The sequence below is a fragment of the Phocaeicola sp. HCN-6420 genome, assembly GCF_037890145.1.
Classification (GTDB): domain Bacteria; phylum Bacteroidota; class Bacteroidia; order Bacteroidales; family Bacteroidaceae; genus Phocaeicola.
In genome coordinates this window covers 67,616-93,104 of sequence record NZ_JBBKBJ010000008.1, presented here as the reverse complement: position 1 = coordinate 93,104, position 25,489 = coordinate 67,616, and the positions used below count along the sequence as shown (strand labels likewise).

Annotated in this window: 19 protein-coding genes; 12 read left to right on the top strand and 7 right to left on the bottom strand. The window is 45.8% G+C overall.

Annotation, left to right across the window (positions count from 1 at the left end):
* The first annotated feature begins 10 nt into the window (after positions 1 to 10).
* The 4 genes from WKT12_RS06860 (at position 11) to WKT12_RS06845 (ending at position 3,681) form a co-directional block, all read left to right on the top strand.
* On the top strand, positions 11 to 529 hold the full coding sequence (locus tag WKT12_RS06860; protein ID WP_021971247.1) for a biotin/lipoyl-containing protein: 519 nt from the start codon (positions 11 to 13) through the stop codon (positions 527 to 529).
* Positions 530 to 533: 4 nt separating this feature from the next.
* Positions 534 to 2,066 (top strand): acyl-CoA carboxylase subunit beta, encoded by a 1,533-nt coding sequence (locus WKT12_RS06855; protein WP_340319228.1) that lies wholly within the window; start codon positions 534 to 536, stop codon positions 2,064 to 2,066.
* A gap of 287 nt (positions 2,067 to 2,353) precedes the next feature.
* Positions 2,354 to 2,878, top strand: coding sequence for a TlpA family protein disulfide reductase (locus WKT12_RS06850; protein WP_445323124.1), 525 nt, complete (start codon positions 2,354 to 2,356; stop codon positions 2,876 to 2,878).
* Positions 2,875 to 3,681 (top strand): N-acetylmuramoyl-L-alanine amidase family protein, encoded by an 807-nt coding sequence (locus tag WKT12_RS06845; protein ID WP_021971244.1) that lies wholly within the window; start codon positions 2,875 to 2,877, stop codon positions 3,679 to 3,681. Before WKT12_RS06850 ends, WKT12_RS06845 begins: the two co-directional genes overlap by 4 nt.
* Before the next feature lie 196 nt (positions 3,682 to 3,877).
* Here the strand turns inward: WKT12_RS06845 and scpA are convergent, their stop codons facing one another.
* Together scpA and mutA are read right to left on the bottom strand one after the other, a co-directional pair.
* Entirely contained in the window at positions 3,878 to 6,031 is a 2,154-nt protein-coding gene (scpA, locus tag WKT12_RS06840; protein WP_021971243.1) for a methylmalonyl-CoA mutase, read from the bottom strand.
* Positions 6,032 to 6,035: 4 nt separating this feature from the next.
* Positions 6,036 to 7,904 carry a methylmalonyl-CoA mutase small subunit gene (mutA, locus tag WKT12_RS06835; RefSeq protein WP_340319227.1) on the bottom strand — a complete coding sequence of 623 codons (1,869 nt, stop codon included), beginning with the start codon at positions 7,902 to 7,904 and terminating at the stop codon, positions 6,036 to 6,038.
* Between the two features lie 178 nt (positions 7,905 to 8,082).
* On the opposite strand from mutA, the gene WKT12_RS06830 reads away from it, so the two are divergent.
* Positions 8,083 to 9,765 carry a putative transporter gene (locus WKT12_RS06830; RefSeq protein WP_021971241.1) on the top strand — a complete coding sequence of 561 codons (1,683 nt, stop codon included), beginning with the start codon at positions 8,083 to 8,085 and terminating at the stop codon, positions 9,763 to 9,765.
* Positions 9,766 to 9,869: 104 nt separating this feature from the next.
* Here the strand turns inward: WKT12_RS06830 and WKT12_RS06825 are convergent, their stop codons facing one another.
* Positions 9,870 to 10,772 (bottom strand): DMT family transporter, encoded by a 903-nt coding sequence (locus tag WKT12_RS06825; protein WP_021971240.1) that lies wholly within the window; start codon positions 10,770 to 10,772, stop codon positions 9,870 to 9,872.
* 126 nt (positions 10,773 to 10,898) lie between these two features.
* Between WKT12_RS06825 and WKT12_RS06820 the strand changes: the two genes are divergently transcribed.
* Together WKT12_RS06820 and WKT12_RS06815 are read left to right on the top strand one after the other, a co-directional pair.
* Positions 10,899 to 12,164: a putative DNA modification/repair radical SAM protein gene (locus tag WKT12_RS06820; protein WP_340319226.1), complete on the top strand. Its 1,266-nt coding sequence runs from the start codon at positions 10,899 to 10,901 to the stop codon at positions 12,162 to 12,164.
* Positions 12,165 to 12,223: 59 nt separating this feature from the next.
* Positions 12,224 to 13,480 carry an Nramp family divalent metal transporter gene (locus WKT12_RS06815; RefSeq protein ID WP_021971238.1) on the top strand — a complete coding sequence of 419 codons (1,257 nt, stop codon included), beginning with the start codon at positions 12,224 to 12,226 and terminating at the stop codon, positions 13,478 to 13,480.
* Positions 13,481 to 13,709: 229 nt separating this feature from the next.
* Here WKT12_RS06815 and WKT12_RS06810 read toward each other — a convergent pair whose 3' ends face one another.
* Entirely contained in the window at positions 13,710 to 15,068 is a 1,359-nt protein-coding gene (locus WKT12_RS06810; RefSeq protein WP_340319225.1) for an MATE family efflux transporter, read from the bottom strand.
* A 94-nt stretch (positions 15,069 to 15,162) separates the two neighbouring features.
* Between WKT12_RS06810 and WKT12_RS06805 the strand changes: the two genes are divergently transcribed.
* From WKT12_RS06805 to WKT12_RS06785, 5 genes are all read left to right on the top strand, one after another.
* Positions 15,163 to 15,813: an HAD family hydrolase gene (locus WKT12_RS06805; RefSeq protein ID WP_021971236.1), complete on the top strand. Its 651-nt coding sequence runs from the start codon at positions 15,163 to 15,165 to the stop codon at positions 15,811 to 15,813.
* Between the two features lie 53 nt (positions 15,814 to 15,866).
* Positions 15,867 to 16,688: a 3-methyl-2-oxobutanoate hydroxymethyltransferase gene (gene panB / locus WKT12_RS06800; protein WP_021971235.1), complete on the top strand. Its 822-nt coding sequence runs from the start codon at positions 15,867 to 15,869 to the stop codon at positions 16,686 to 16,688.
* A gap of 21 nt (positions 16,689 to 16,709) precedes the next feature.
* Positions 16,710 to 17,846: an MFS transporter gene (locus tag WKT12_RS06795; protein ID WP_340319224.1), complete on the top strand. Its 1,137-nt coding sequence runs from the start codon at positions 16,710 to 16,712 to the stop codon at positions 17,844 to 17,846.
* A 9-nt stretch (positions 17,847 to 17,855) separates the two neighbouring features.
* Positions 17,856 to 19,544: an energy-dependent translational throttle protein EttA gene (gene ettA, locus WKT12_RS06790; RefSeq protein ID WP_340319223.1), complete on the top strand. Its 1,689-nt coding sequence runs from the start codon at positions 17,856 to 17,858 to the stop codon at positions 19,542 to 19,544.
* 103 nt (positions 19,545 to 19,647) lie between these two features.
* On the top strand, positions 19,648 to 20,166 hold the full coding sequence (locus tag WKT12_RS06785) for a histidine phosphatase family protein (RefSeq protein WP_340319222.1): 519 nt from the start codon (positions 19,648 to 19,650) through the stop codon (positions 20,164 to 20,166).
* 99 nt (positions 20,167 to 20,265) lie between these two features.
* On the opposite strand, the gene pyrH is transcribed toward WKT12_RS06785, so the two are convergent.
* The 3 genes from pyrH to WKT12_RS06770 form a co-directional block, all read right to left on the bottom strand.
* Positions 20,266 to 20,976 (bottom strand): UMP kinase, encoded by a 711-nt coding sequence (gene pyrH / locus WKT12_RS06780; protein WP_022124965.1) that lies wholly within the window; start codon positions 20,974 to 20,976, stop codon positions 20,266 to 20,268.
* 85 nt (positions 20,977 to 21,061) lie between these two features.
* Positions 21,062 to 22,348, bottom strand: a complete 1,287-nt coding sequence (locus WKT12_RS06775) for a TolC family protein (RefSeq protein ID WP_021971191.1) — start codon at positions 22,346 to 22,348, stop codon at positions 21,062 to 21,064.
* Between the two features lie 42 nt (positions 22,349 to 22,390).
* Complete coding sequence (locus tag WKT12_RS06770; RefSeq protein ID WP_340319221.1) at positions 22,391 to 25,483, bottom strand: efflux RND transporter permease subunit; 3,093 nt, start codon at positions 25,481 to 25,483, stop codon at positions 22,391 to 22,393.
* Positions 25,484 to 25,489 lie beyond the last annotated feature (6 nt).

Genomic DNA, 25,489 nt, shown 5'->3' with positions numbered 1-25,489 from the left:
GAAGATATTTATGGAAATACATATAGGTGACAGAGTGGCTGACGTTACACTGGTCAGCAAAGAAGGCAATAAAGTACAGTTGACTATCGATGGTGTTCCTTACGATGTGGATATTGTAATGGCAGAAAACGGTAGTTGCTCTATCTTGCATGAGGGAAAGTCGTACAACGCCGAACTGATTCGTAAGGAAGGTGGAAAGAGTTATACGGTAAATGCTCACTACCAGTCATATAATATCGATATCATAGACTCACAGGCTAAATACCTCCGTATGCGTAAGAATGCTGACGAGAAACAGCAGGATAAGATTGTTTCTCCGATGCCGGGTAAGGTTGTGAAGATTCCGGTGAAGGTAGGCGACCGCTTGCAGGCTGGCGATATCGTAGTTGTAATTGAAGCTATGAAGATGCAGAGTAATTACAAGGTAAACAGCGAATGTGTTGTAAAGGACATACTTGTAAATGAAGGCGACTCTGTAAACAGTAACCAGGTTATCATGACTCTGGATGTAGTAAAAGAAGAAAATTAAACTTATGACAACAGCAGAACAATATAAGAATTTTGAGGAGCTGGATAAGCTGGCTTCTCAAGGCGGAGGAGTAGAGCGTGTAGAAAAACAACATGCTAATGGTCATATGACTGCCCGCGAACGTATCGATATGTTGCTTGATAAAGGTACGTTCAATGAAATAGATAAATTGGTTATCCATCACTGTACCGATTTTGGTATGGATAAAAAGCATATTCTGGGTGACGGTATCGTTTGCGGTTATGGTAAAATTGATGGTCGTCTGGTTTATGTATATGCTTACGACTTTACTGTATATGGTGGTACGTTGAGTGCTACCGGTGCACAGAAGATTGTAAAGGTACAGCAGTTGGCTTTGAAGAATGGTGCTCCGGTTATTGCTTTGAATGACTCGGGTGGTGCTCGTATTCAGGAAGGTGTAGGAAGTATCTCTGGATATGCTTCAATCTTCTATCAGAATACAATTGCTTCGGGTGTGATTCCGCAGATTTCGGCTATCCTCGGTCCGTGTGCAGGAGGTGCTTGCTACTCACCGGCGTTGACCGACTTCATTTTCATGGTGAAGGAAAAGAGTCACATGTTCATTACAGGTCCGGATGTTGTAAAGGCTGTTACTCACGAAGAAGTAGACAAGGAAGAATTGGGTGGTGCTTATACCCATAGCAGTAAGAGTGGTGTGACTCATTTCCTTTGCGAAACAGAAGAAGAAACTTTGATGAGCATCCGCGAATTGTTGAGTTTCTTACCTTCCAATAACATGGAAGATGCTCCTTCTATCGCTTGCACAGACGATATCCGTCGTGCAGATGAATCACTGATGACAGTTATTCCTGATGATCCGAACATGCCGTACGATATCAAGAATATCATCGAACCGGTAGTCGACAATCATTATTTCTTCGAGGTTATGCCTCATTTTGCCAAGAATATTGTCGTTGGTTTCGCTCGTCTGGGCGGACGTTCGGTAGGTATCGTTGCCAATCAGCCGGCATATCTGGCAGGTGTACTCGATATCGATGCTTCAGATAAGGCTTCTCGTTTCATCCGTTTCTGCGACTGTTTCAATATTCCAATCGTTACTTTCGAAGATGTTCCGGGATTCTTGCCAGGATGTACTCAGGAACACAACGGTATCATCCGTCACGGAGCGAAGATTGTATATGCTTATGCCGAAGCTACAGTGCCTAAGATTACGGTGATTACACGTAAGGCTTACGGAGGTGCGTACATTGTGATGAACAGTAAACCTATTGGTTCTGATGTAAACTTCTCATATCCTACAGCCGAAATTGCTGTAATGGGAGCCGATGGAGCTGTAAACATTCTGTATCGTAAGGCTACTCCGGAAGAAAAGGCTAAGGCTGTAGAAGAATACAAAGAGAAATTCTCTAATCCGTATCGTGCAGCTGAACAGGGTTATATCGATGAGATCATCCTTCCGAAGGATACTCGTTACAAACTGATTCAGGCTCTTGAAATGACTCAGAACAAGAGTGTAAGCAATCCTCCGAAGAAGCATGGTAATATGCCTTTGTAATTGGAAGGAATAATAGCATAAAAAGTTTTTAAAACCATCTCTACTGATTGTAGGGGTGGTTTTATTTTTTGTGCAAAACGAATTGTTGCTGGATAAGATAATCGGTTAAATGTGCCAAATAGCCTTGAATCGATTCTTTAAATATGATTCTTAAAATAATATTAACGAATATTTAAACACGTTTGAAAGGGGGGCATCGGCTGGAAGTTTCCTTTTGATGTGTCGATTTTTTTGTATATTTGGAGGCGATTATTAAAAACTATCAGTATATGATGAAAAAATGGGTAATGATGGCAGCTTTGTTTGGCTGTCTGTTTGCTGGAATATCTACTGTAAGGGCTCAGGAAGTTACTCCCGATGAAGTAGGATATATAGTAAAAGTGGGAGATGAGGCTCCCGATTTTGAAATGACACTGACCGATGGGCAAAAGATTAAACTATCCTCTCTGCGTGGAAAGGTTGTCATGCTTCAGTTTACGGCAAGCTGGTGTGGTGTCTGTCGGAAAGAAATGCCTTTCATCGAACGGGATATCTGGCAGAAACATAAAGATAATGCTTCATTTGCACTTTATGGTGTAGACCGTGATGAACCATTGGAGAAAGTGAAAGCATTTGCCAAGCAGACGAAGGTTACTTATCCGCTCGGACTCGACCCCGGAGCAGATATATTTGCTAAATACGCTGTCCGAAATGCAGGCATTACTCGTAATGTCTTGATTGATAAGACGGGAAAGATTGTGATGATGACACGTCTGTATAATGAAGAAGAGTTTTCGGCTCTGTGTAAAAAAATAGATGAGTTATTGAAATGACACAGATTAGGTATATATTACTCATCTTGTGTTGTCTGGTAGTACTTCCCGGATTTTCACGGAAAAAGAAGGGTTCGGGTTACGAACCGTTGTTTGGAAAGTCACAGGCTGCTTATCAGATAACATCCCATTCGTTAGAGGGGGCAACGTTTTATTTAGTCAGCGGACATGGAGGTCCCGATCCGGGATGTATCGGTAAATATCATGGAAAGGAATTGCATGAGGATGAATATGCTTATGATATTGTTCTGAGACTGGGTAGAGAATTGCTGAAGCGTGGTGCCAAGGTTCATTTTATCATTCAGGATAAAAAGGATGGAATTCGTAATACGGCTGTTCTGAATAACAGTAAGCGTGAAACTTGTATGGGTAAAACCATTCCTTTGAATCAGGTGGCAAGATTACAGCAGCGTTGCGATGCTATCAACCGTTTGTATTATAAGGATAAGAGCAATTATAAGCGTGCCATATTCATTCATGTGGATAGTCGTAGTAGAGGAAAGCAGACTGATGTTTTCTTTTACCATACTCCGGGAAGTAAGTATGGAAAGCGTTTGGCAGATCAGTTACGTCGTACATTTACGGCAAAGTACGACCGTCATCAGCCCAACAGAGGTTTTGGAGGTACGGTAAGTGCACGAAATTTATTTGTACTTCGCAATTCAACGCCTTATGCCGTCTTTCTGGAACTGGGAAATATTCAGAATGCCCGCGACCAGCAGCGTCTGGTCATCCCCGATAACCGTCAGGCATTGGCAAACTGGATTACGGAAGCTATAGTGCACGATTATAAGAAAAAATAATAATGCTATAATAAAAAAAGAATAGCGGAAGTTCTGATAAAAGGAACTTTCGCTATTCTTTTTATACCTGTGTCTGACTTTTGTTTTAATAGATTATGTCAGGCAGACATTCGTTTTTATTGTTACCTCAGAGAAGCCGATGAGATAGTGGCTTCTCTGAGGGTACATTATAGTTTACAGGTATTGTTTTTAACTTTTAATCTTCTGTATTTTCAAGTAACAATTCCATTACCTGGCAAGCAGATTTGGCAACTGATGTACCCGGGCCGAAGATAGCCATGACTCCAGCCTTGTACAGGAAGTCGTAATCTTGTGCCGGGATGACACCTCCGGCAAATACCAGAATATCTTCACGTCCCAAACGTTTCAGTTCCGCGATAATCTGCGGAATCAACGTCTTGTGTCCGGCAGCCAGTGAAGAAACACCTACTGCATGTACGTCGTTTTCTACAGCTTCACGTGCAGCCTCTTCCGGAGTCTGGAACAACGGTCCCATATCCACATCGAAGCCGCAGTCGGCAAATCCGGTAGCCACTACCTTCGCACCACGGTCGTGTCCGTCCTGTCCCATCTTGGCAATCATTACACGCGGACGGCGACCTTCTTTCTTTGCAAATTCTTCGGTCAGTTCGCAAGCTCTTGCGAAATCTGCATCCTTTTTACTTTCTGATGAATACACGCCTGAAATAGTTCTGATTACTGCTTTATAACGTCCTACGACCTTTTCGCACGCGTCGGATATTTCTCCCAGTGTGGCACGTACGCGGGCAGCTTCTACAGCCAGTTCCAGCAAGTTGCCTTTGCCGGTACGTACACATTCGGTAATAGCTTCCAGTGCTTTATCCACCTCAGCCTGATTTCTTCCTTCGCGCAGACGGCGTAAGTTTTCTATCTGTTCCTGACGTACAGCCGTATTGTCTACTTCCAGAATATCGATCGGATCTTCCTTCTCCAGACGATACTTGTTCGTTCCTACGATGGTCTGTTCGCCCGAGTCGATACGAGCCTGTGTGCGGGCAGCCGCTTCTTCGATACGCATCTTCGGGATACCGGTTTCGATAGCCTTGGCCATACCACCCAGTTTCTCGATTTCCTGAATATGTTCCCATGCCTTATGAGCCAGTTCGTTGGTCAGCGCTTCCACATAATAAGAACCGCCCCACGGGTCAACGTTCTTGCATATCTGAGTTTCTTCCTGAATGTAAATCTGTGTGTTACGTGCGATACGTGCGGAGAAGTCAGTCGGCAGGGCGATTGCTTCATCCAAAGCGTTGGTGTGCAGTGACTGAGTATGTCCCAGTGCAGCAGCCATCGCCTCGATACAAGTACGTCCTACGTTATTGAACGGATCCTGTTCCGTGAGCGACCATCCCGAAGTCTGCGAGTGTGTACGCAGTGCAAGCGATTTCGGATTCTTCGGATTGAACTGTTTTACAATCTTGGCCCACAGCATACGTGCGGCACGCATCTTGGCAATTTCCATGAAATGATTCATACCGATAGCCCAGAAGAACGACAGACGAGGAGCGAAAGCATCGATGTCGATACCCGCAGCTACTCCGGCACGCAGATATTCCAGGCCGTCGGCAAGTGTATAAGCCAGTTCGATATCGGCAGTGGCACCCGCTTCCTGCATGTGATAACCCGAGATAGAGATTGAATTAAATTTCGGCATCTTCTGAGAAGTATACTCAAAAATATCCGAAATGATCTTCATGGAGAATGCAGGCGGATAAATATAAGTATTACGCACCATGAACTCTTTCAGAATATCGTTCTGGATGGTACCGGCCATTTCTTCCAGCTTGGCACCCTGTTCCAGTCCTGCATTGATGTAAAATGCCATGATAGGCAGTACAGCTCCGTTCATGGTCATGGAAACAGACATCTTGTTCAGGGGAATACCGTCGAACAATACCTTCATGTTTTCCAGCGAGCAGATAGAAACACCTGCCTTACCTACGTCGCCCACTACACGCGGATGATCGGGATCGTAACCACGATGAGTCGGAAGGTCGAAGGCAACCGACAGACCTTTCTGACCGGAAGCCAGATTACGACGGTAGAAAGCATTCGATTCTTCGGCAGTAGAGAAACCCGCATACTGGCGGATCGTCCACGGACGGAAGGTATACATCATCGAGTACGGACCTCTCAGATAAGGAGGAATACCCGCAGCATAGTTCAAGTGCTCCATGCCCTCCAGGTCTTCTTTCGTATAAACCGGCTTCACCTGAATCTGTTCCGGCGTTCTCCAATTGGCCTTGATGTCATTGGCCTTTTGCCATTCCATACCATTTTGAGGCTGGAATCCGGCATATATGTCGATATTTTTAAAATTCGGTTTCATAGCATTACTTAATTCCTAACTTTTCATTATATTCTTTCAAGGTCTCCAATACGTTGCAGCGTACATGGATAAAGTTCTCTATACCGGCAGCTTTCAGTTCTTCCATGCAGGCAGGAGCTCCTGCTACGATAAACATAGCTCTGCCGTTTACTGCCTTGAATGCCGGGATGGCATATTCGGCATACTCATCATCGCTCGAACAGATTACAACGATGTCGGCATGGGCTTTCATGGCTGCTTCCACACCTTCTTCTACAGTCGGGAATCCCAGATTATCTATTACTTCATATCCGGCACAAGCCAGGAAGTTGCATGAGAATTGAGCACGAGCCTGACGCATGGCAAGGTTTCCGATAGTCAGCATAAAGGCTTTCGGACGCTTGCCCGAATGTTCGGTCTGCAGGCGGAGAGCTTCAAATTCACTGGCAGCGCGGCTGGTTTCCAGTTTGGCGAAAGAAGCTTCTTCGTCGTGAGAATGTCCGCCTCCGCAGCCACATTTGTGTTCCAGCGGGGCTTTATCCCCTGCCAGTTCGTTAAAGTTAGGATATTGATTGGTACCCAGTAAGATTTCCTTGCGTTTGGAAACCGCTTCGTGGCGTGCCTTATTGCTCGCATTTACAGCATTCTGTACGTTTTCTGCCAGTACAGACTGTACCATACCTCCCGCATCTTCCACTTGAAGGAACAGGTCCCATCCCTGCTTGGCGATAGAAACAGTCAGGTTCTCTATATAATAAGAACCACCTGCCGGATCGACAATGCGGTTCAGGTGCGATTCTTCTTTCAGCAGCAACTGCTGGTTACGTGCTATACGTTCAGAAAAATCATTCGGAGTTTCATAGGTCTTGTCGAAAGGAGTCACTGTGATTGAATTGACTCCGGCGATGGCAGCACTCATGGCTTCTGTCTGCGTGCGGAGTAAATTTACATGTGCGTCAAAGAGCGTCAGGTTGAAGCTGGATGTTTCGGCATGAGCTAACATTTTACATGCACATTCACATTGAGGATTGTAAGCCTTTACGATGTCTGCCCATAACATACGTGCCGCACGGAATTTGGCAATTTCCATAAAATAGTTGGAACTGATGCCGAAATTGAATTTGATTTTCTTCGCAGCCAGGTCGACAGGAACTCCGGCTTCAGTCAGGCGGCTTAAGTATTCATTACCCCAAGCCAGTGCATATCCCAGTTCCTGATAAATATACGCTCCGGCATTGTTCAGTTGAAGAGAATTGACAGCTATGCAGCGGAAGTGAGGATAGTCGGCCAGCGTTTCCACCAGTTCTTTAGCTTTCGATATAATCGGGCTGACATCTTTTCCGTTTTGCAACATTTTGCCTATCGGGTCAAAGTTCAGCGAACCATGCAGTTTTTCCGGATCGTAGCCTTTTTCCTTGAAATAAGCGACAAGCAATTCCGCCAGTTGGACAGTATGACGCTGGCAGGTTGTGAAATTAAGTTCTATGCAGTCGCAGCAAATATCTTTCAGTAAAGTGGCAATATATTCGGCGTTCAAATCGTTGGCTTTTATATGGAACCCCAGCGAGTCGATACCTTTGTTCAGTAAATCGAGAGCTTTTTTGTTCGCTTCTGCAGGATCTTCTACTCGAATGTCCTGCCGGATATACCAGGTATTATCATCTTTCTTATTACCTCTTATAAATGGAAATTCTCCAGGAAGTCCTTCCGTTGTTTTCAGTCCCTCCAAATCCTCTTGGCGGTAAAACGGTTTTACTTTAAATCCTTCGTTAGTTTTCCACACCAGTTTCTTTTCGTAATCGGCTCCTTTCAGGTCGACCATGATTTTATCCATCCATTCTTGCGTAGATACGGGGGGAAAATCAGAAAAGAGTTTTTCTTTACTATCTGCCATAGTGAATGAGTGTTTATGATATTATGATTTAAGTTAGTTGGCACGGAGGTTGGAACCCGTGCGAGGCAAATATACAAATTTATTGCACATCGCAGCAAAAAGTGAGTATTTTTTTAGATTCAATGTTTGACTGATTCTTTTTAATTGTCTACATTTGTGACGCTTAAAAAATAATATTATGAATTGGCTACAAGATTTGTTAACTAATCCCGACTCCATAGCACACATTGTCGCATTGTACGCATTTGTGATTGCCGCCGGAGTTTTATTGGGAAAAATCAAAGTCTTCGGCATTTCCCTGGGTGTTACCTTCGTACTCTTTGTGGGAATCCTTGCCGGACACTTAGGATTTACAGGAAATCAGTCCATTCTTTCCTTCTTGCAGGATTTCGGATTGATTCTATTTGTGTTTTGTATAGGCTTGCAGGTAGGTCCTTCCTTCTTCTCGTCTTTTAAGAAAGGAGGTATCAGGCTGAACATGCTGGCCATGGGTATCGTCGCACTGAATATTGCAGTGGCCCTGATTATCTATTACGCGTTGCAAGGGCGGGTAGACATTCCGATGATGGTAGGTATTCTTTGCGGAGCTGTGACGAACACTCCGGGACTGGGTGCCGCCAACGAGGCTTTGCAGCAACTGCATTATCAGGGACCTGAAATTGCGATGGGATATGCATGTGCTTACCCGCTGGGTGTCATGGGTATCATTCTTTCGCTGATTGTTATCCGATATATCTGTCGGGTGAACCTCGACAAGGAAGCGGACGATATTCAGAAAGAGGAAGAAGCCAATCCGCATCTGAAGCCTTACAACCTTGCTCTGAAAGTTGAAAACGCTGCATTGAGCGGAAAGAAGCTTTCACAGGTGCAGAACTTCCTGGCAAGAGATTTTGTCTGCTCCCGTATTTTGCAGGACGGACACGTACACATTCCCACTGCCGATACCGTATTGCGACTGGGAGATGAAATGAACATTGTATGTGCTGAAGACGATTCGGAGGCTATACAGGCGTTCATCGGTTCGAAGGTAGAAGACGTAGACTGGGATAACCAGAGCAAGCAAGACAAGCCAATGGTTTCCCGCCGTATTCTGGTTACACAGCCTGCGATAAACGGAAAGACACTGGGTGAGCTTCATTTCAGCAGTATGTATGGAGTAAACGTAACGCGTGTCAACCGTTCCGGTATGGATTTGTTTGCTGCAAGACAGTTGATTCTTCAGGTGGGCGACCGTGTCATGGTAGTCGGTCCGCAAGATGCCATCGAACGAGTTGCCGATTTGCTGGGTAATCAGTTGAAGCGTCTGGATCATCCTAACATCGTGACAATCTTCATCGGTATCTTCTGTGGTATCTTGTTTGGTAGTCTTCCTATTGCGTTGCCGGGTATGCCTACTCCGGTGAAGTTGGGTCTTGCCGGAGGTCCGCTGATTATTTCTATTCTTATCGGACGTTTCGGACACAAGGTCAAGCTGGTAACCTATACCACCATGAGTGCCAATCTGATGCTGCGTGAGGTGGGACTGGTGTTGTTCCTTGCCAGTGTCGGTATAAAAGCAGGCGGCAATTTTGTCCAGACGGTAGTAGAAGGTGACGGACTGTTGTATGTAGGTATCGGATTCCTGATTACATTTATTCCGTTGCTGATTATCGGAATGGTAGCCCGCTGGCGACATAAGATTAACTATTTCACCTTGATGGGACTGATAGCCGGTAGTAATACTGACCCTCCTGCATTGGCTTATGCCAATCAGATTTCAGGTAACGATGCACCGGCTGTAGGATATTCTACCGTATATCCGCTTGCTATGTTCCTGAGAATCCTCACGGCTCAGTTGCTTATTCTGCTGATGGCAGGATAACGTGCCGATGATATAAAAAAAACGTCCCGACGAATGAATGAAAACATGCCGATGTTTCTTTCCATTCGTCGGGACGTTTTTTTATGCTTTCGGGCAATTGTCTTTTAACGGCTTCCCAGATAGAGGAAGAACATACCGATAAGCACCAGTATCAGGTCGATAACCTTACTCTTTAAGTTCTTTTCATGGAACAGCATGGCCCCGAACAGGAACGATACGATGACACTGCCGCGGCGTACCATTGATACAATGGAAATCATGGAATCTTCCATACTCAGTGCATAGAAATAAACGAAATCGGCAGCCGAGAGGAAGACGGAAATCAGAATGATGCACCAGTCCCAGCGAAAAGGAGTCGATGTTTTCCGTTTAGGCCACCACAGAAACATCAGCACACCGCCCATCAGGAAAAGCTGGTAGATATTATACCACGCCTGAACTTGCATATTATTGAACCGTCCCATCAAGAATTTATCGTACAGTCCGCTTATGGCTCCCAGTACAGCAGCAAGCACTACAAACCATATCCAGCGGTCGTGCTTGAAGTCGATACCCTCTTTCTTTCCCGAACGGCTCAGCATGAAGAATGAGATAATCGCCATGAGCACACCAATCCACTGATACAGGTTGAGCCGTTCGCCGAAAATCAGCATCGCACCCACGAGTGTCATGACAGGACGTGTGGCATTGATAGGACCTACAATGGTAAGTGGCAGATGCTTCATACCGAAATATCCGAATGTCCATGAAGACAAAACGATGAACGACTTCAGCAGAATAAATTTATGAACTTCCCAGCCCCCCAGCTCGGGTACATAAAAAAGAGAACCTTGCAGCGTCTGTGGTGCAAAGTGCGACAACAGAATAAACGGAAGGAAAATAAGACTTGAGAACAATGTGTTGAGAGCCAGTACCGGAAGTACGGCATTGTTACTCAGTGACTTTTTCTTGAATACATCGTAAAAGCCCAGCAGTGCCGCCGAGCAAAAGGCTAATAGTAACCACATAATTTTTTATATCGCTTTATAAATTCGGCTGCAAAGTTACAAAAAAACAATAAAGATTTGCACAGCTCACACAGTATGTCTACTTTTACCATATTTATACAACTGCAAAATTATCAGAAAAGTACAATGAACGAGCAAGTCTTGCATAAACTTAAAGTGCTGGCGGAGTCGGCAAAATATGATGTGTCGTGCTCTTCCAGCGGAACCGTACGGCGCAATGCCTCTGGCGGGGTAGGCAATACCGTAGGAGGGTGGGGCATCTGCCATAGTTTTGCCGAAGACGGCAGGTGTATTTCGCTGCTCAAGGTCATGCTTACCAACTATTGTATTTATGATTGCGCATATTGTATCAACCGAATCAGCAACGACATACCGCGTGCCACTCTGTCTGTCAGCGAACTGGTGGATCTGACCATGGAGTTTTACCGCCGGAACTATATCGAGGGACTGTTCCTGAGCTCGGGCGTAGTACGGAATCCCGATTACACCATGGAGCGTCTGGTGAGGGTGGCAAAAGACTTGCGTACGGTTCACCGCTTCAACGGCTATATTCACCTGAAGAGCATCCCCGGAGCCAGCAGGGAACTGGTGCGCGAAGCCGGACTGTATGCCGACCGTCTGAGCGTGAATCTCGAAATTCCAACCGAAGCAAACCTCAAGATGCTGGCTCCCGAAAAAGACCATCGCAGCGTGTATCTGCCTATGGGATATATTCGTGAGGGGGCACTCGAGAGTGCGGAAGAGCGGAAACATCACCGCCACGCGCCACGTTTTGCACCTGCGGGACAGAGTACGCAGATGATTGTCGGGGCAACTTCGGAGAGCGATCGCGACATTCTGAAGGTTTCTTCCGCTCTTTACGCCCAGCCTACCATGAAACGTGTGTATTATTCGGGATATATTTCCGTCAATACCTACGACAAGCGTCTACCTGCCCTGAAACAACCGCCTCTGGTACGCGAGAACCGTCTGTATCAGGCCGACTGGTTGCTGCGTTTTTATCAGTTCCGGGTAGACGAACTGGTAGATGATGCCAGTCCGGACCTCGATCTGGAAGTCGACCCTAAGCTGGCGTGGGCATTGAAGCATCCCGAGTTTTTTCCCGTCAACATCTATACGGCGGACTATGAAACCCTGCTTCGTGTGCCGGGCATCGGGGTACGTTCGGCCAAGATGATTGTCATGTCGCGCCGTTTCTCGCGCATCGGCTTCTACGAACTGAAGAAAATGGGAGCCGTCATGAAGAAGGCTCGATATTTTATCACGTGCAACGAGCTGCCCGACAAGACGATACACGAACTTACTCCGCAGGGAGTACGGAAACTGCTGGTGCCGAAACCCAAGAAACGCACGGACGAACGCCAGCTTACGCTCAATTTTGATTTCGATTAGACTGAACTTTTGGGCGGGGTGGTTTGTAATATCATTATTATACAATAAGAAAATACATTATGTGGAAGAATCTGTTAAGGGAATTAAAGCGGAAAGACCACCAGCGCTATCTGGGTGGTCTGGATATATTCAAGTATATCGGTCCCGGACTGCTGGTTACCGTGGGATTCATCGACCCGGGAAACTGGGCGTCGAACTTTGCGGCGGGTTCCGATTACGGCTATGCACTGTTGTGGGTCGTGACACTTTCCACCGTCATGCTGATTGTGCTTCAGCACAACGTGGCGCATCTGGGTATCGTAACCGGTCTGTGTCTGAGCGAGGCTGCCAACAAATATACACCGAAGTGGATAGCGCGTCCCATCTTAGGTAGTGCCGTGCTGGCGAGTATCTCTACGTCGCTGGCGGAAATACTGGGAGGAGCCATCGCATTGGAAATGCTGTTCGGCATACCGATTATCGTTGGAGCCATACTGACGACGGTCTTTGTGCTGATACTGCTTTTCACCAATTCGTACAAACGCATCGAGCGGGGCATCATCGCCTTCGTTTCGGTGATTGGTCTTTCTTTCCTCTATGAGCTCTTTCTGGTCGATGTCGACTGGGGACTGGCTGCCCGTTCGTGGGTTACGCCAAGCATTCCGCAGGGAAGTATGCTCATCATCATGAGTGTACTGGGAGCAGTCGTCATGCCGCACAATTTGTTTCTTCATTCGGAAGTGGTGCAGAGTCGGGAATATAATAAGGAGGACGAACAAGCCATCAAGAAACATTTGAAGTACGAATTCTACGATACGTTGCTGTCGATGGGCATAGGCTGGGCCATCAACAGTGCCATGATTCTGCTGGCAGCTACCACTTTCTTTGCACACGGCACGCCGGTGGAAGAACTTCAGCAGGCAAAATCGTTGCTCGACCCTCTGTTGGGAAGTCAGGCAGGCACCATTTTTGCCTTGGCGTTACTTATGGCAGGTATCTCGTCGACCGTTACCAGCGGGATGGCTGCAGGTTCTATTTTTGCCGGCATCTTCGGAGAATCCTATCATATCCGCGACATTCACTCGCGAATAGGGGTTCTGCTGTCGTTGGGACTGGCACTGGTGATTATCCTGTTCATCGACAATCCGTTTCAGGGACTGATTATTTCGCAGATGGTGCTGAGCATCCAGTTGCCTTTCACCGTCTTTTTGCAACTGTCGCTCACCTCGTCACGGCGCGTCATGGGGCAGTATGCCAACTCGCGATGGAGCACGTTTGTGCTTTATACCATTGCCATCGTCGTTTCCGTGCTCAACATCATGCTGCTTTTCAGCTGACGTTTGCATAAGCATCCGGCGGGGAGAAAAAATACTCTCCGCAAGTCCGGCAGAAAATTTGTACAAATTTTCTGAGAATTTGTACAAATTTTTTAGAAACGTCGGGACGTTTTCCGGAGAAGTTCTCGGCGTTTGTAAAAATGTAATATGAGCATAAAAGCCGTTTCTGTAAATCAAAAGGAAGATACAGAAACGGCTTTTCGTTTGTTATGGAGCAATAGAAAATATATTATTCTTGAGGTTGATGGACCGTTTTCAGCTTACGGAAATGATAAATCAACATGACGGCAGCCATGATGAAAGCCAGTGTGTCCGAAAGCGGCATGCTGAACCATACCCCTTTTACTCCGAAATGCGGTGGAAGCAAAGCCAGTCCGGGCAACAGGAAGACCAACTGGCGGGAAAGAGAAAGCAGTATCGATATGCTGACCTTACCGATGGACTGGAAGAACTGTGTAATGACGATTTGTACTCCGATCATAGGAAATGCCAGCACACCGATGCGTAGAGCCAAGGTAGCTTGTTCCGTCAGCTCATGGTTGGTGGTAAACATACCTACAAATACGCTCGGGAACAATTCGCTGACCAGAAATCCGGCGGTCGTAACACTACATCCTGCGATAATACCCAGTCGCAGTGTCCGTTTTACGCGGTCGTAGTGCTGTGCTCCATAGTTATATCCGGAAATCGGCTGCATTCCCATGGTAATTCCCATCACGATCATCACGAACAACATTTGTATCCGGTTAAGAATGCCGAATGCTCCGATAGAAAGGTCGCCGCCGTAAGTCAGCAAGCGGTTGTTGATGAAAATCACGATACAGCAGGCACATACGTTCATTACGAAGGGTGACATGCCCACACCGAAGATATTCAGAATAATGTGCTTCCTGAGTTTAAAGCTGGAACGCTTGAAGCGTATATAACTTTTCTTGTTGTAGAAATGATATAATACCCAGATCATACCTACAAACTGCGACAAAATGGTAGAAAGGGCAGCTCCCCTGATTCCCCATTCCAGAACGAATATACAGATAGGAGCAAGAATTACGTTGCATCCTACCGTCAGCATCGACGAAAGCATAGCCTTTTTGGGATAACCCGTAGCACGCATGATGTTGTTCAACCCGATCATGACATACGAAATGGGGCTTCCCAGCAGGATAATCTGCATAAAGTCGCGTGCATAAGGCAAGGTGCTTTCGCTGGCTCCGAAGAAATAAAGTATTTCGTCCAGGAAAATCAGTGTGATGCCTCCGTAAAATATAGCATTGATGATGCAGAGAATGGTGACGTTTCCCAAAATATTCTCGGCACCTCTTATATCTTTTTGTCCCAGACGGATGGAAGAAATGGTTGCTCCACCTACGCCTACCAGGGTACAGAACGCAACAAGCAGGTTCATCAGCGGAAAAGTAATGGCAAGACCGGAAATGGCAAGTGCCCCTACACCGTGTCCGATAAAGATACTGTCGATAATGTTGTACAAGGAAGTCAGTGTCATGCCGATAATGGCAGGGATGGAGTACTGTAAAAGCAATTTGCCTATGGGAGCATTTCCTAAGACATGGGGATTGTTCTTTTCCATTTTGGGCTTCGATTAATTTTGTTTGTTCAAAGTTAGGAATATGACGTGATATTTCGGAAATTTGCACCGTTAAATCAACTAAATGGTAGAAAGAATGGATAATACGAAGTGTATAGCAGCTCTGTTCGACTTCGACGGAGTGGTAATGGATACGGAAACACAGTACAGTTTGTTTTGGAATGAAGTGGGTAAGCAGTATTTTCCCCAGATAGAAGAGTTCGGCCGTATCATTAAAGGACAAACCCTTACTCAGATTTATGCAAAGCATTTTTCTGGTATGGAGAAAGAACAGCAGGACATCACGGCTCGCTTGAACCAGTTTGAAAAAGAAATGTCGTTTGAGTATATTCCCGGTGTAGTCGATTTCATGAAAGACTTACGTGCGCATGGTGTAAAGATAGCTATTGTTACAAGCTCGAACGACTTGAAGATGGCCAATGTATATAAGGCACACCCTGAACTGAAAGAGCTGGTCGACCGTATTCTTACCGCCGAAATGTTTACCCGTTCGAAACCTGCTCCGGATTGTTTCCTGCTGGGAGCCGAAGTTTTCGGAACGGTTCCCCAGAATTGTGTAGTATTTGAAGATTCATTTCACGGACTGGAAGCAGGCAATGCGGCTGGTATGGCAGTCGTAGGATTGTGTACCACTAATCCGAAGGAAGCGATAGCCGACAAATGTAAGTTGGTGATGCCCGATTTTACAGCCTTCTCCTTCGAAAAGATGAAAGCCCTTCTTGCTTAACTCGTAAGAATGAACTACATTTGCCACAATTTTACTAAATTAGGAGAATTTTTATGGCTGGATATCTTTCAGGTGATACACGTAAAGTGACGACTCACCGTTTGATTGAGATGAAAGAAAGAGGTGAAAAGATTTCCATGTTGACCTCTTATGATTATACGATTGCCCAGATTGTAGACGGGGCAGGCGTTGATGTAATTTTGGTAGGCGATTCTGCTTCGAATGTGATGGCGGGTAATGTAACTACATTGCCTATAACAATAGACCAGATGATATATCACGGTAAGTCGGTGATGCGTGGTGTAAAACGTGCGCTTGTCGTTGTCGATATGCCTTTCGGCTCTTATCAGGCAGATCCGTTCGACGGAGTGCGAAACGCTATCCGTATTATGAAGGAAACAGGTGCAGATGCTCTTAAGCTGGAAGGCGGAGAAGAGGTAATCGAGACCATCCGGAAAATAATCGGGGCGGGCATGCCTGTAATGGGACATCTGGGACTGATGCCACAGTCTATCAATAAATATGGAACTTATGGCGTACGTGCCAAGGGTGACGCTGAGGCTGAAAAGCTGGTTCGCGACGCTCACTTGCTGGAAGAGGCTGGCTGTTTCGGACTGGTACTGGAAAAAATTCCTGCCGATCTGGCCGCACGTGTAGCTTCCGAACTGACCATTCCTGTAATAGGTATCGGAGCCGGTGGAGCTGTAGACGGACAAGTGCTGGTGGTTGCCGACATGTTGGGGATGACCAAAGGCTTCAGTCCGCGTTTCTTGCGTCGTTACGCCGACTTGCATACGATAATGACCGATGCTATCGGACATTACGTAGCAGACGTGAAGTCGTGTGATTTCCCTAATGAAACCGAGCAGTATTGATATTTATTTCACTGTTGCTATATGAATATGCTGTGGAATAGAAATTTTTCTTTACTGATTGCAGCAAACATATTACTCTATATAGCGGTTTACATGTTGTTCCCTTTGATTCATCAGTGGATGATTCAAGCCTGGAGTTGCACCGGACTACAGGCTGCAGGGGTAACAGCTGTTTTCGGAATCGCGTTGTTCCTTCCTGGGGCTTTCAATAATTATTTGGTCGATACATTTAGCCGGAAGAATGTTTGTACCCGGAGTATGGCGTTGCTGGCACTTGTAGGAATATTATATCCTTACGTTACTTCGGTAGGGATGGTGGCACTTCTTCGTATCTTGCAGGGAGCATTGTTTGGCATTGTCCTGATGGCTACGGGAAGTACGCTGGTGATTGACGTCACTCCCAGTAATAAGCGTAATGAGGCTAACCGGGTATTTACCTGGTCGTCTATCATCGGTATGCTGGGGGGAATAATTGTTGGTATAGAGGGAGGAAATTATCTGAGTTTTACCTCCTTGCTGTATGTTTCGGCTTTTCTTTGTGCGGTTTCTATCGTACTGGTGTCTATGGTGAGAGTGTGCTTTCGTGCACCGCTCGACTTGCCCTTGTGTTCGTTCGACCGGTTCATCCTTTTCCGGACCTTGCTTCCCGGAGTAAATATGATGACTGTACCTGTCGTTTTAGGAATGCTTTTCATTATGATATCCAATGCTTTTTTCTATCTTTGCATAGGATGTGGATTTTTGATATATCTGTTTATCAGGCAAGTGTTTACCAGCCCGATGAACGGAAGGCTTCAGATATTGATCGGGCAGTTGCTGACAGGGGCAGGGCTGGTTGTGCTCTGTGGCTCGGATACGGGCGAAAGTCTTTATGGAGCCGGACTGTTGCTGGGACTGGGACTGGGCTTTTCTATCGGACAGTTCCTGCGGATGATGATACTGCTGCCTTTGCATTGCGAGCGGGGCACCGGTTATCATACCTACCAACTGTTGTGGGAAACGGGTATTATGCTCGGTGTATGGATTTCCCAATATGCTTGTGAGGCAGGAAATGGGAAACCGTATCAGGTTGCACTGGGGATTTGTATTGCCGGATTTCTGTTCTATCAGGCATACATACATCGCTATTTTATGAAACATTATCAAACAAATAAATAATAAAAGAGTATGGCAGACGATAAAAAGATTATCTTTTCTATGGTCGGAGTGAGCAAATCATTCCAGAACAATAAGCAAGTCTTGAAAGACATCTACCTATCTTTTTTCTACGGAGCGAAGATCGGTATCATCGGTTTGAATGGTGCGGGTAAGTCTACCCTGATGAAGATTATAGCCGGTCTGGACAAAAACTATCAGGGAGAGGTGGTGTTTTCTCCGGGATATTCAGTCGGTTATCTGGCTCAGGAACCGCATCTTGACGATACCAAGACTGTAAAGGAAGTAGTGATGGAGGGCGTACAGAGTGTGGTTGATACGCTTGCCGAATATGAAGAAATAAATAATAAGTTCGGCTTGCCGGAGTATTATGAGGATCCCGAAAAGATGGATGCCTTGTTTGCCCGTCAGGCTGAGTTGCAGGATATAATAGATGCTACGGATGCATGGAATCTTGACAGTAAGCTGGAGCGTGCGATGGATGCGTTGCGCTGTCCGCCCGAAGATCAGCCGGTAAAAAATCTCTCTGGAGGTGAGCGTCGCCGTGTGGCTCTCTGCCGTTTGTTGTTACAAAAGCCGGACATCTTGTTGCTGGACGAGCCGACCAACCACTTGGATGCGGAAAGCATTGACTGGCTGGAACAGCACTTGCAGCAGTACGAGGGTACGGTCATCGCTGTAACACACGACCGTTACTTCCTTGACCATGTGGCAGGATGGATTCTGGAGCTGGATCGTGGCGAGGGTATTCCATGGAAGGGAAATTACTCAAGCTGGCTGGAGCAGAAGACCAAGCGTATGGAAATGGAGGAGAAGACTGCCAGCAAGCGTCGTAAAACGCTGGAACGTGAGTTGGAATGGGTACGTATGGCACCTAAGGCACGTCAGGCAAAGGGTAAGGCTCGTCTGAACTCTTACGATAAGTTGCTGAACGAGGATGTGAAGGAAAAGGAAGAAAAACTGGAAATCTTTATTCCGAACGGTCCGCGTCTGGGAAACAAGGTTATCGAAGCAAAGCATGTAGCAAAGGCATATGGCGACAAGCTGCTGTTCGACGACCTGAACTTTATGCTGCCGCCTAACGGTATCGTGGGTGTGATTGGTCCGAACGGTGCTGGTAAGACTACTTTGTTCCGCCTGATTATGGGACTGGAAAAACCGGACAGAGGAGAGTTTGAAGTCGGAGAAACGGTAAAGGTGGCTTACGTAGACCAGCAGCACAAGGATATTGACCCGAACAAGACGGTGTATCAGGTAATCAGTGGTGGAAATGATTTGCTGCGTATGGGAAACCGCGATGTGAATGCCCGTGCTTATCTGAGCCGTTTCAACTTCTCGGGTTCCGATCAGGAAAAGTTGTGCGGCATGCTTTCGGGTGGTGAGCGTAACCGCTTGCATCTTGCCATGGCGCTGAAAGAAGAAGGTAACGTACTGTTGCTGGACGAGCCGACCAACGATATCGACGTGAATACGCTGCGAGCATTGGAAGAAGGTCTGGAAGATTTTGCCGGATGTGCGGTAGTTATCAGCCACGACCGCTGGTTCCTCGACCGTATCTGTACACACATCCTTGCATTCGAAGGTAACAGCGAAGTGTTCTTCTTCGAAGGTTCGTATACAGAATATGAAGAAAACAAGATGAAGCGTATGGGTAATGTAGAACCGAAGCGCGTCCGTTACCGCAAGCTGATGGAAGATTAATCGGAACGATTATAATATCATACGGAGTTGGCGTAGGCATGCAGGCAGACTGCATCGTGCGTCAACTCCGTGTAGTTTTAGGTGATTTTAATACTGTGCTTTTATGATTACGATATACTTAGCCCGTCACGGGCAGACGGAAGAAAATATCAGTCGCATTTTTCAGGGGCACCTGCCGGGACATCTTACAGAAGAGGGAAAGCAGCAGGCTGTAGAATTGGGCAATCGTCTGCGGAATATTCCACTGGATGCTGTACTCAGCAGCGATTTACAGCGGGTGGTCGATACGGTTCGTCTGGCTGTAGGCGACAGGAACCTGCCGTGGCAGACAACGCCTTTATTGCGTGAAATAGACTGGGGAAGCTGGACCGGACTTCCGCTGGATTCGGTAGACCGGACGCATTTGCCTGCCGATGCCGAAACACGTGAAATGCTTTACGAACGTGCGGGCAAGTGTCTGGAATATATCCGGCAGCATTACGAAGGGAAATGTATCTTGGTGGTGGCTCACGGCCTGATAAACCGTTCGTTGCGGGCTTATCTGGCAGGCATACCTGTCGACCAGCTTACCACTATACCGCACATGAATAATTGCGAGGTAGTCCGTCTGACGATGGAATGAGGAGAAAAGGCATAAAAAAACACCACAGAAGGAAAAGTAGGTTTTCCATGCCAATGATGGATAAACTTTATCTTCTGTGGTGAATATAATAAATCAGGTTTAATTGTGAACCATTGTTCCAATGTTTTCGCCAGACATGACTTTCTTCAGGTTACCTACCGTATCCATGTCGAATACGATAATCGGCAGATTGTTTTCCTTGCACATACAAGTAGCTGTCAGGTCCATTACTTTCAAGCCACGTGCCAGAACTTCATCGTAAGTGATTTCGTCGAACTTGGTAGCTGTCGGATCTTTTTCCGGATCGGCAGTATAGATACCGTCTACACGAGTACCCTTCAGCATAACGTCAGCTTCAATTTCGATACCACGCAGTGAAGAACCGGTATCGGTTGTGAAGAACGGGTTTCCGGTTCCGGCAGACATGATGACTACTTCACCGTTTTCCATGGCTTCGATAGCTTTCCATTTGGTGTAGAACTCACCGATCGGTTCCATACGGATAGCTGTCAGCACACGAGCCTTTACTCCGGCTGCTACCAAAGCAGAACTCAGTCCCAAGCTATTGATAACCGTTGCCAGCATACCCATCTGGTCACCTTTCACACGATCGAATCCTTTTCCGGCTCCAGTCAGTCCACGGAAGATGTTTCCTCCACCGATAACGATGCCGATCTGTACACCCATGTCATGGATTTCCTTAATCTGCTGTGCATATTCGCCCAGGCGTTTTTCGTCGATACCATATTTCTTTTCTCCCATTAAGCTTTCGCCGCTGAGCTTTAACAGAATACGTTTGAACTTTGCCATAAATTAATTTTTTTAATGTTTAGTCGCAAAGTTAGAAATAAATGTCAGAAGAATAGTCAAAATCTCTTGTTTTTATTCCTTATTTCTATCGTCCTGTCACTTGCAGGTATTCACGTTTCTTTACTTCATACTGAGCGTAGGTTTCTACATACTTGTCGCGACTTTGCTGATAGAGGCTCTGTGCATCGAGCAGATCGCTCATGGTGCATGTACCGGCTGCATAATAATCGGTGTTCAGACGCAGGTTTTCTTTAGCCTGTTCGATGGAAAGCAGAGCTATCTTTACCTGTTTATAGGCATCATTCAAGTCGTCCCACGTATGTTTCATGCGGATTACCAGCAACTGGCTTTGGTCGGTGAGCTGGTTTTCGGCATTACGTAGTTGTAATTTCTGACGTTGAATGTCGTGCGAGCCTCCCCACCAGCCTGAGATTGGTACGGAAACGGTAGCGAATCCCAGCCAGAATGTATGATCTTTACCCAGCAGATTCTCGTAAGCATAGCCTCCTCCGATAGCTATGGTAGGCAAGTTTTTTCCTATAGCCATTTTATGTTGCAGGCTGCTTGCCTTTACATTTTGCTGGAGGAGGTTATATTCATTGGTCATCGTAAGTGCTGTTTCGGGAACCGTATAGAGTCCTTCCGGTCCTTGCGGCAACGTATCTTTCAACGTTGCCGCTATTTCTATGCTATCAGCCGGATGTCCTATATACTGTGCAAGCATACTCCGTGACAATGAAAGCATGTTTTCCACCTGAATTCGTTTACTCTGTATTTCATTTTGCCGGAGTTGAACCTGCAATAAGTCGTTACGGGTTGTGATACCTGCCTGTACACTGGTTTCCACATCCTGAAGCAACTGACTTAGTTGTTTGTCGAGTGTACCGATAGTCTGTAATTTTTCTTTCAGCATTACTACCTGCCAGAAATAATTTTCGACTGTCAGCGTCACTTCGTTTTGTGACTGGCGTTGCTGAAGGCGGTTTACTTCTACATTTACCTTAGCCAGTTTGTTCCCGTTTACTATTTGTCCTCCGGTGAACAGCGGCAGGGTAGCCGAAACGTCGCCTACGAGTCCGTTTTTCATGAATGCCATCTGCATTTCGGGTGATAGTCCCATGCGTACCAGACTTTTGTCGGCAAGGAATCCGCTTCCGGCTGCACTTACCGTAGGAAAGTATTTACTGAAAGCCTCCTGCTTGCTGTGTTCTGCCATGCGAAGGTTGTTTTGAGCATTTTTCATGCGTACATTGTTGTCGAGTGCAGCTTCTATACATTCGTCCAGCGAATAGGTATGTTGGGCAGAAGCGCATAATGGCAACATACAACCTGCCGACAGCAGGAATAAAGATATGATGTTTTTTCTTTTCATAATCGTAACAGAATTTAATTGCTATCTTTTTAGTTATCAATGTTATTGAAGTTCGATTTGTGCATTGACGGCACGTTTGCGAGTGGAACCTCTAAACAATAGCATATACAAAACCGGAAGTACAGTCAGCAGGAAGATCATGGTGATAAGAGTTCCGTAGCAAATTACAGTTCCCATAGGCATCCACAATCCGCTTTTACCCAAAATCATCGGGATAACTCCCATTGAAGCTGCTGCTGATGTCAGGAAGATCGGTCGCATACGTCGGCGTGCGGAATGGTAAATGGCATCGCGTACACATAATTTTTCTGTGCTTCTCAGTTCTTCGGCATAGTCTATCATGATGATTCCGTTACGGACAATGATACCCATCAGACTGATAATACCCAACGTACACGTCATACTGAAGTCAACTCCCTGAATCAAAACACCTATTGCTGTACCGAAAACGCAGAATGTCATACTGCCGAAGATGAGCAGTGCAATACTCAGACGGTGGAAATGAGCTATCAGGATAAATAATATCATGACGGCTGCGATGGCAAGTGCTCCCATGATAAGCGGATTTTGCTCATTGTTCTGTTCCAAGTCACCTCCGTATGTCAGTGTGACTCCTTGAGGCAGGGGAATTGCCTTTATTTTTTCCTGAATTTTTCCGGTTATTTCCATTGCATTTTCTCCTCTTTTCAAGTCGGACATTACTGTAATGGTATAGACACCGTTTCGGCGTACAATTTGTCCGTCTTCGGTAGATGGTTCAATGCTGGCTATCTGGCGAAGTGGAACACTCGACAGTCCGCCGGCTACCGGAATTAATTCATCTTCAATGTCGTTGTAATGTGCGTTGTCGGCTTTGTTACTTTTAAGTATGATTGGGATATTGTAATCACCTTCCCATACATTGGCAACCGGAATTCCTGTACCATATCTCATTGCTAAGGTTGCTTCTACCGTAGCATTGGTAATACCCAACCGTGACGCTTCATCTTCTTTCAGTACGATACGTGCAGTGGTTTGCGGATTACTGAAGTTGGTTTGTGCCAGTTCTGTTTCAGGCATACTACGCAATAAGCTCAGATATTTGTCTGCTGTACATTTCAGACTGTCGAGGTTATTACCGCTTAATCGGAGTTCAATCGGATAGACCGACTGACTGTAACTGAGTTGTTTGAAACGGATCAGTGCTTCCGGAAATGCATTGGTGTATTTAGCTGCATATTCATCCAGCAAATCGACAGTTTCTTTATTTCCCTTTGTATTAACAATAAACTGTGCATAGTTCGGGCCTGCTATCTGCGGTGCGTATGCTGTGTGGAAACGAGGAGAAGCACATCCGGTAAATGAAGTTACCGAAACAACACGATCGTCTGCACGAAGTATATTTTCCAATGTGTCGGCTATGGCTGACGTCTTTTCGATGGCAGTTCCTGTAGGAAGATAGATTTCTACGGCAAACTGGTTACGGTCTGCTGTCGGCATCAGGTTCTGAGGTAATTTGCCCATCAGGATAATACCCACAACAATGAAGGCCAGTCCTGTTATTACAGTATAATAAGGATGCTTGAAGCATACATCCAGCAACTTATTATAATATTTCTGGAGCATATCCAGGAAAGAAAATCCCTTTTTGCCAGTCTGAAGAGGTTTCCGTATGAACCAGAACTGCATGAACGGTACAAGCAATGAAGCTACCAGTAGTGAAATTCCCAAAATAAGTGTGATGGACCATGGGAAGCTGAGCAGGAAATCGTGGAACATACCTGTCATGATGAACAGGAACGGGAAGAACGTGATACTGATGGCAAGGGTTGCCGAGAAGATGGAACGGAAGAAATGTGTACTACTCTGTATGGAAGCATGCCAGCGGGACATTCCTTCTCCTATTTTCTCCAGATAATTATCGATGATCACAATGGAGTTATCGACAATCATTCCCAGTGTAACAATCAGTGCTGCCAGTGTTACTGTATTCAGTTCGATACCAAAAGCATAGAACAGACCCAGTGAAATGAATATGGTAATCGGGATAGTAGAGGCCGCTACCAGTGCGACACGAACCGGAAGCAGTAACATAACTACGATGACTACGGCTACAATGGCAATCAGCAGTTCTTTCAGGAAGTTGTTTACACTGTCGCCAACTACTTCGCTTTGGTCGGTAATGCGGAACATGTTTACTTCGGACGGAAGCTCTTTCTTAAACTCTTCGAGAGTTAGATTGATTTGTTCTCCCATCTTTACGATATTCTGTCCTTTTTTCATTTCTACGCTAAGCAGAATACATTTTTTCCCGTTGTTGGTAATGTAGCTGTCGGCATGTGGATATTCCTTTACCACACGAGCTACATCTTTCAGGCGAATGTTATGTCCTGAAGGGTCGGTATACACAATCTGCTCTTGTACGTCGTAAACGGTATTAAAGGATTTTTCTACGTGTACAGGCAGTATATAGGCTGGATTTTGTACTCGTCCGCCTGAAGTAACGAACCCTTTAGAAAACAGGTTGACAGCCAGTGTCTGTTCTGTAAGTCCGTATTGCGAGAGCTTCTCATTATCCAGATAAACGGCAATCTGTTCATTCTGCAATCCACTTACCGTCATACGTCCGATGCTGCTGATACGGCGCAAACGATCTTGCAAATCGTCCATGTATTCTTTTAATTCTCTGTAAGTTTTATCCTTACTCTCCATGGTGATAAGCAGAGCAGACGTATCTCCGAAATCGTCCAGAACTTGTACGGCAAGCACATTCGAAGGCAAGCTCGACTTGAATGTTGCAATGCCATGTTTGAATTTACTCCAAAATTCATCTTTGTTGTTGAGATCGTCGTTTAGTTCTACTTGTATATAAACAATTCCGTCGCGGCTGGTAGAAAATGTCTTCTCTTTCTTTACTTCTTTATAGGAGAAGATATAGTTTTCCAGCGGTTTGGTAACTTGTTCAATCATTTCTTCGGCTGTATTTCCTGGTGCTACAGCTACTACCATTCCCTGGCGGATTGTAAAATCAGGAAATTCGTTTTTACGCATGTTGGGCAAACTGTATATGCCGAATGCGACCAGACAACATACTACCAGTATGACAATCTGCCGATAGTGCATTGCCCATTCTACTATATTACGTTTCTTTTCCATTGCTGT

What these genes read in the sequence shown, in the direction of transcription:
- WKT12_RS06860 (WP_021971247.1), top strand. Translation starts at nt 11, where the DNA reads ATGGAAATACATATAGGTGACAGAGTGGCTGACGTTACACTGGTCAGC.
- WKT12_RS06855 (WP_340319228.1), top strand. Translation starts at nt 534, where the DNA reads ATGACAACAGCAGAACAATATAAGAATTTTGAGGAGCTGGATAAGCTG.
- WKT12_RS06850 (WP_445323124.1), top strand. Translation starts at nt 2,354, where the DNA reads ATGATGGCAGCTTTGTTTGGCTGTCTGTTTGCTGGAATATCTACTGTA.
- WKT12_RS06845 (WP_021971244.1), top strand. Translation starts at nt 2,875, where the DNA reads ATGACACAGATTAGGTATATATTACTCATCTTGTGTTGTCTGGTAGTA.
- scpA (WP_021971243.1), bottom strand. Translation starts at nt 6,031, where the DNA reads ATGAAACCGAATTTTAAAAATATCGACATATATGCCGGATTCCAGCCT.
- mutA (WP_340319227.1), bottom strand. Translation starts at nt 7,904, where the DNA reads ATGGCAGATAGTAAAGAAAAACTCTTTTCTGATTTTCCCCCCGTATCT.
- WKT12_RS06830 (WP_021971241.1), top strand. Translation starts at nt 8,083, where the DNA reads ATGAATTGGCTACAAGATTTGTTAACTAATCCCGACTCCATAGCACAC.
- WKT12_RS06825 (WP_021971240.1), bottom strand. Translation starts at nt 10,772, where the DNA reads ATGTGGTTACTATTAGCCTTTTGCTCGGCGGCACTGCTGGGCTTTTAC.
- WKT12_RS06820 (WP_340319226.1), top strand. Translation starts at nt 10,899, where the DNA reads ATGAACGAGCAAGTCTTGCATAAACTTAAAGTGCTGGCGGAGTCGGCA.
- WKT12_RS06815 (WP_021971238.1), top strand. Translation starts at nt 12,224, where the DNA reads ATGTGGAAGAATCTGTTAAGGGAATTAAAGCGGAAAGACCACCAGCGC.
- WKT12_RS06810 (WP_340319225.1), bottom strand. Translation starts at nt 15,068, where the DNA reads ATGGAAAAGAACAATCCCCATGTCTTAGGAAATGCTCCCATAGGCAAA.
- WKT12_RS06805 (WP_021971236.1), top strand. Translation starts at nt 15,163, where the DNA reads ATGGATAATACGAAGTGTATAGCAGCTCTGTTCGACTTCGACGGAGTG.
- panB (WP_021971235.1), top strand. Translation starts at nt 15,867, where the DNA reads ATGGCTGGATATCTTTCAGGTGATACACGTAAAGTGACGACTCACCGT.
- WKT12_RS06795 (WP_340319224.1), top strand. Translation starts at nt 16,710, where the DNA reads ATGAATATGCTGTGGAATAGAAATTTTTCTTTACTGATTGCAGCAAAC.
- ettA (WP_340319223.1), top strand. Translation starts at nt 17,856, where the DNA reads ATGGCAGACGATAAAAAGATTATCTTTTCTATGGTCGGAGTGAGCAAA.
- WKT12_RS06785 (WP_340319222.1), top strand. Translation starts at nt 19,648, where the DNA reads ATGATTACGATATACTTAGCCCGTCACGGGCAGACGGAAGAAAATATC.
- pyrH (WP_022124965.1), bottom strand. Translation starts at nt 20,976, where the DNA reads ATGGCAAAGTTCAAACGTATTCTGTTAAAGCTCAGCGGCGAAAGCTTA.
- WKT12_RS06775 (WP_021971191.1), bottom strand. Translation starts at nt 22,348, where the DNA reads ATGAAAAGAAAAAACATCATATCTTTATTCCTGCTGTCGGCAGGTTGT.
- WKT12_RS06770 (WP_340319221.1), bottom strand. Translation starts at nt 25,483, where the DNA reads ATGGAAAAGAAACGTAATATAGTAGAATGGGCAATGCACTATCGGCAG.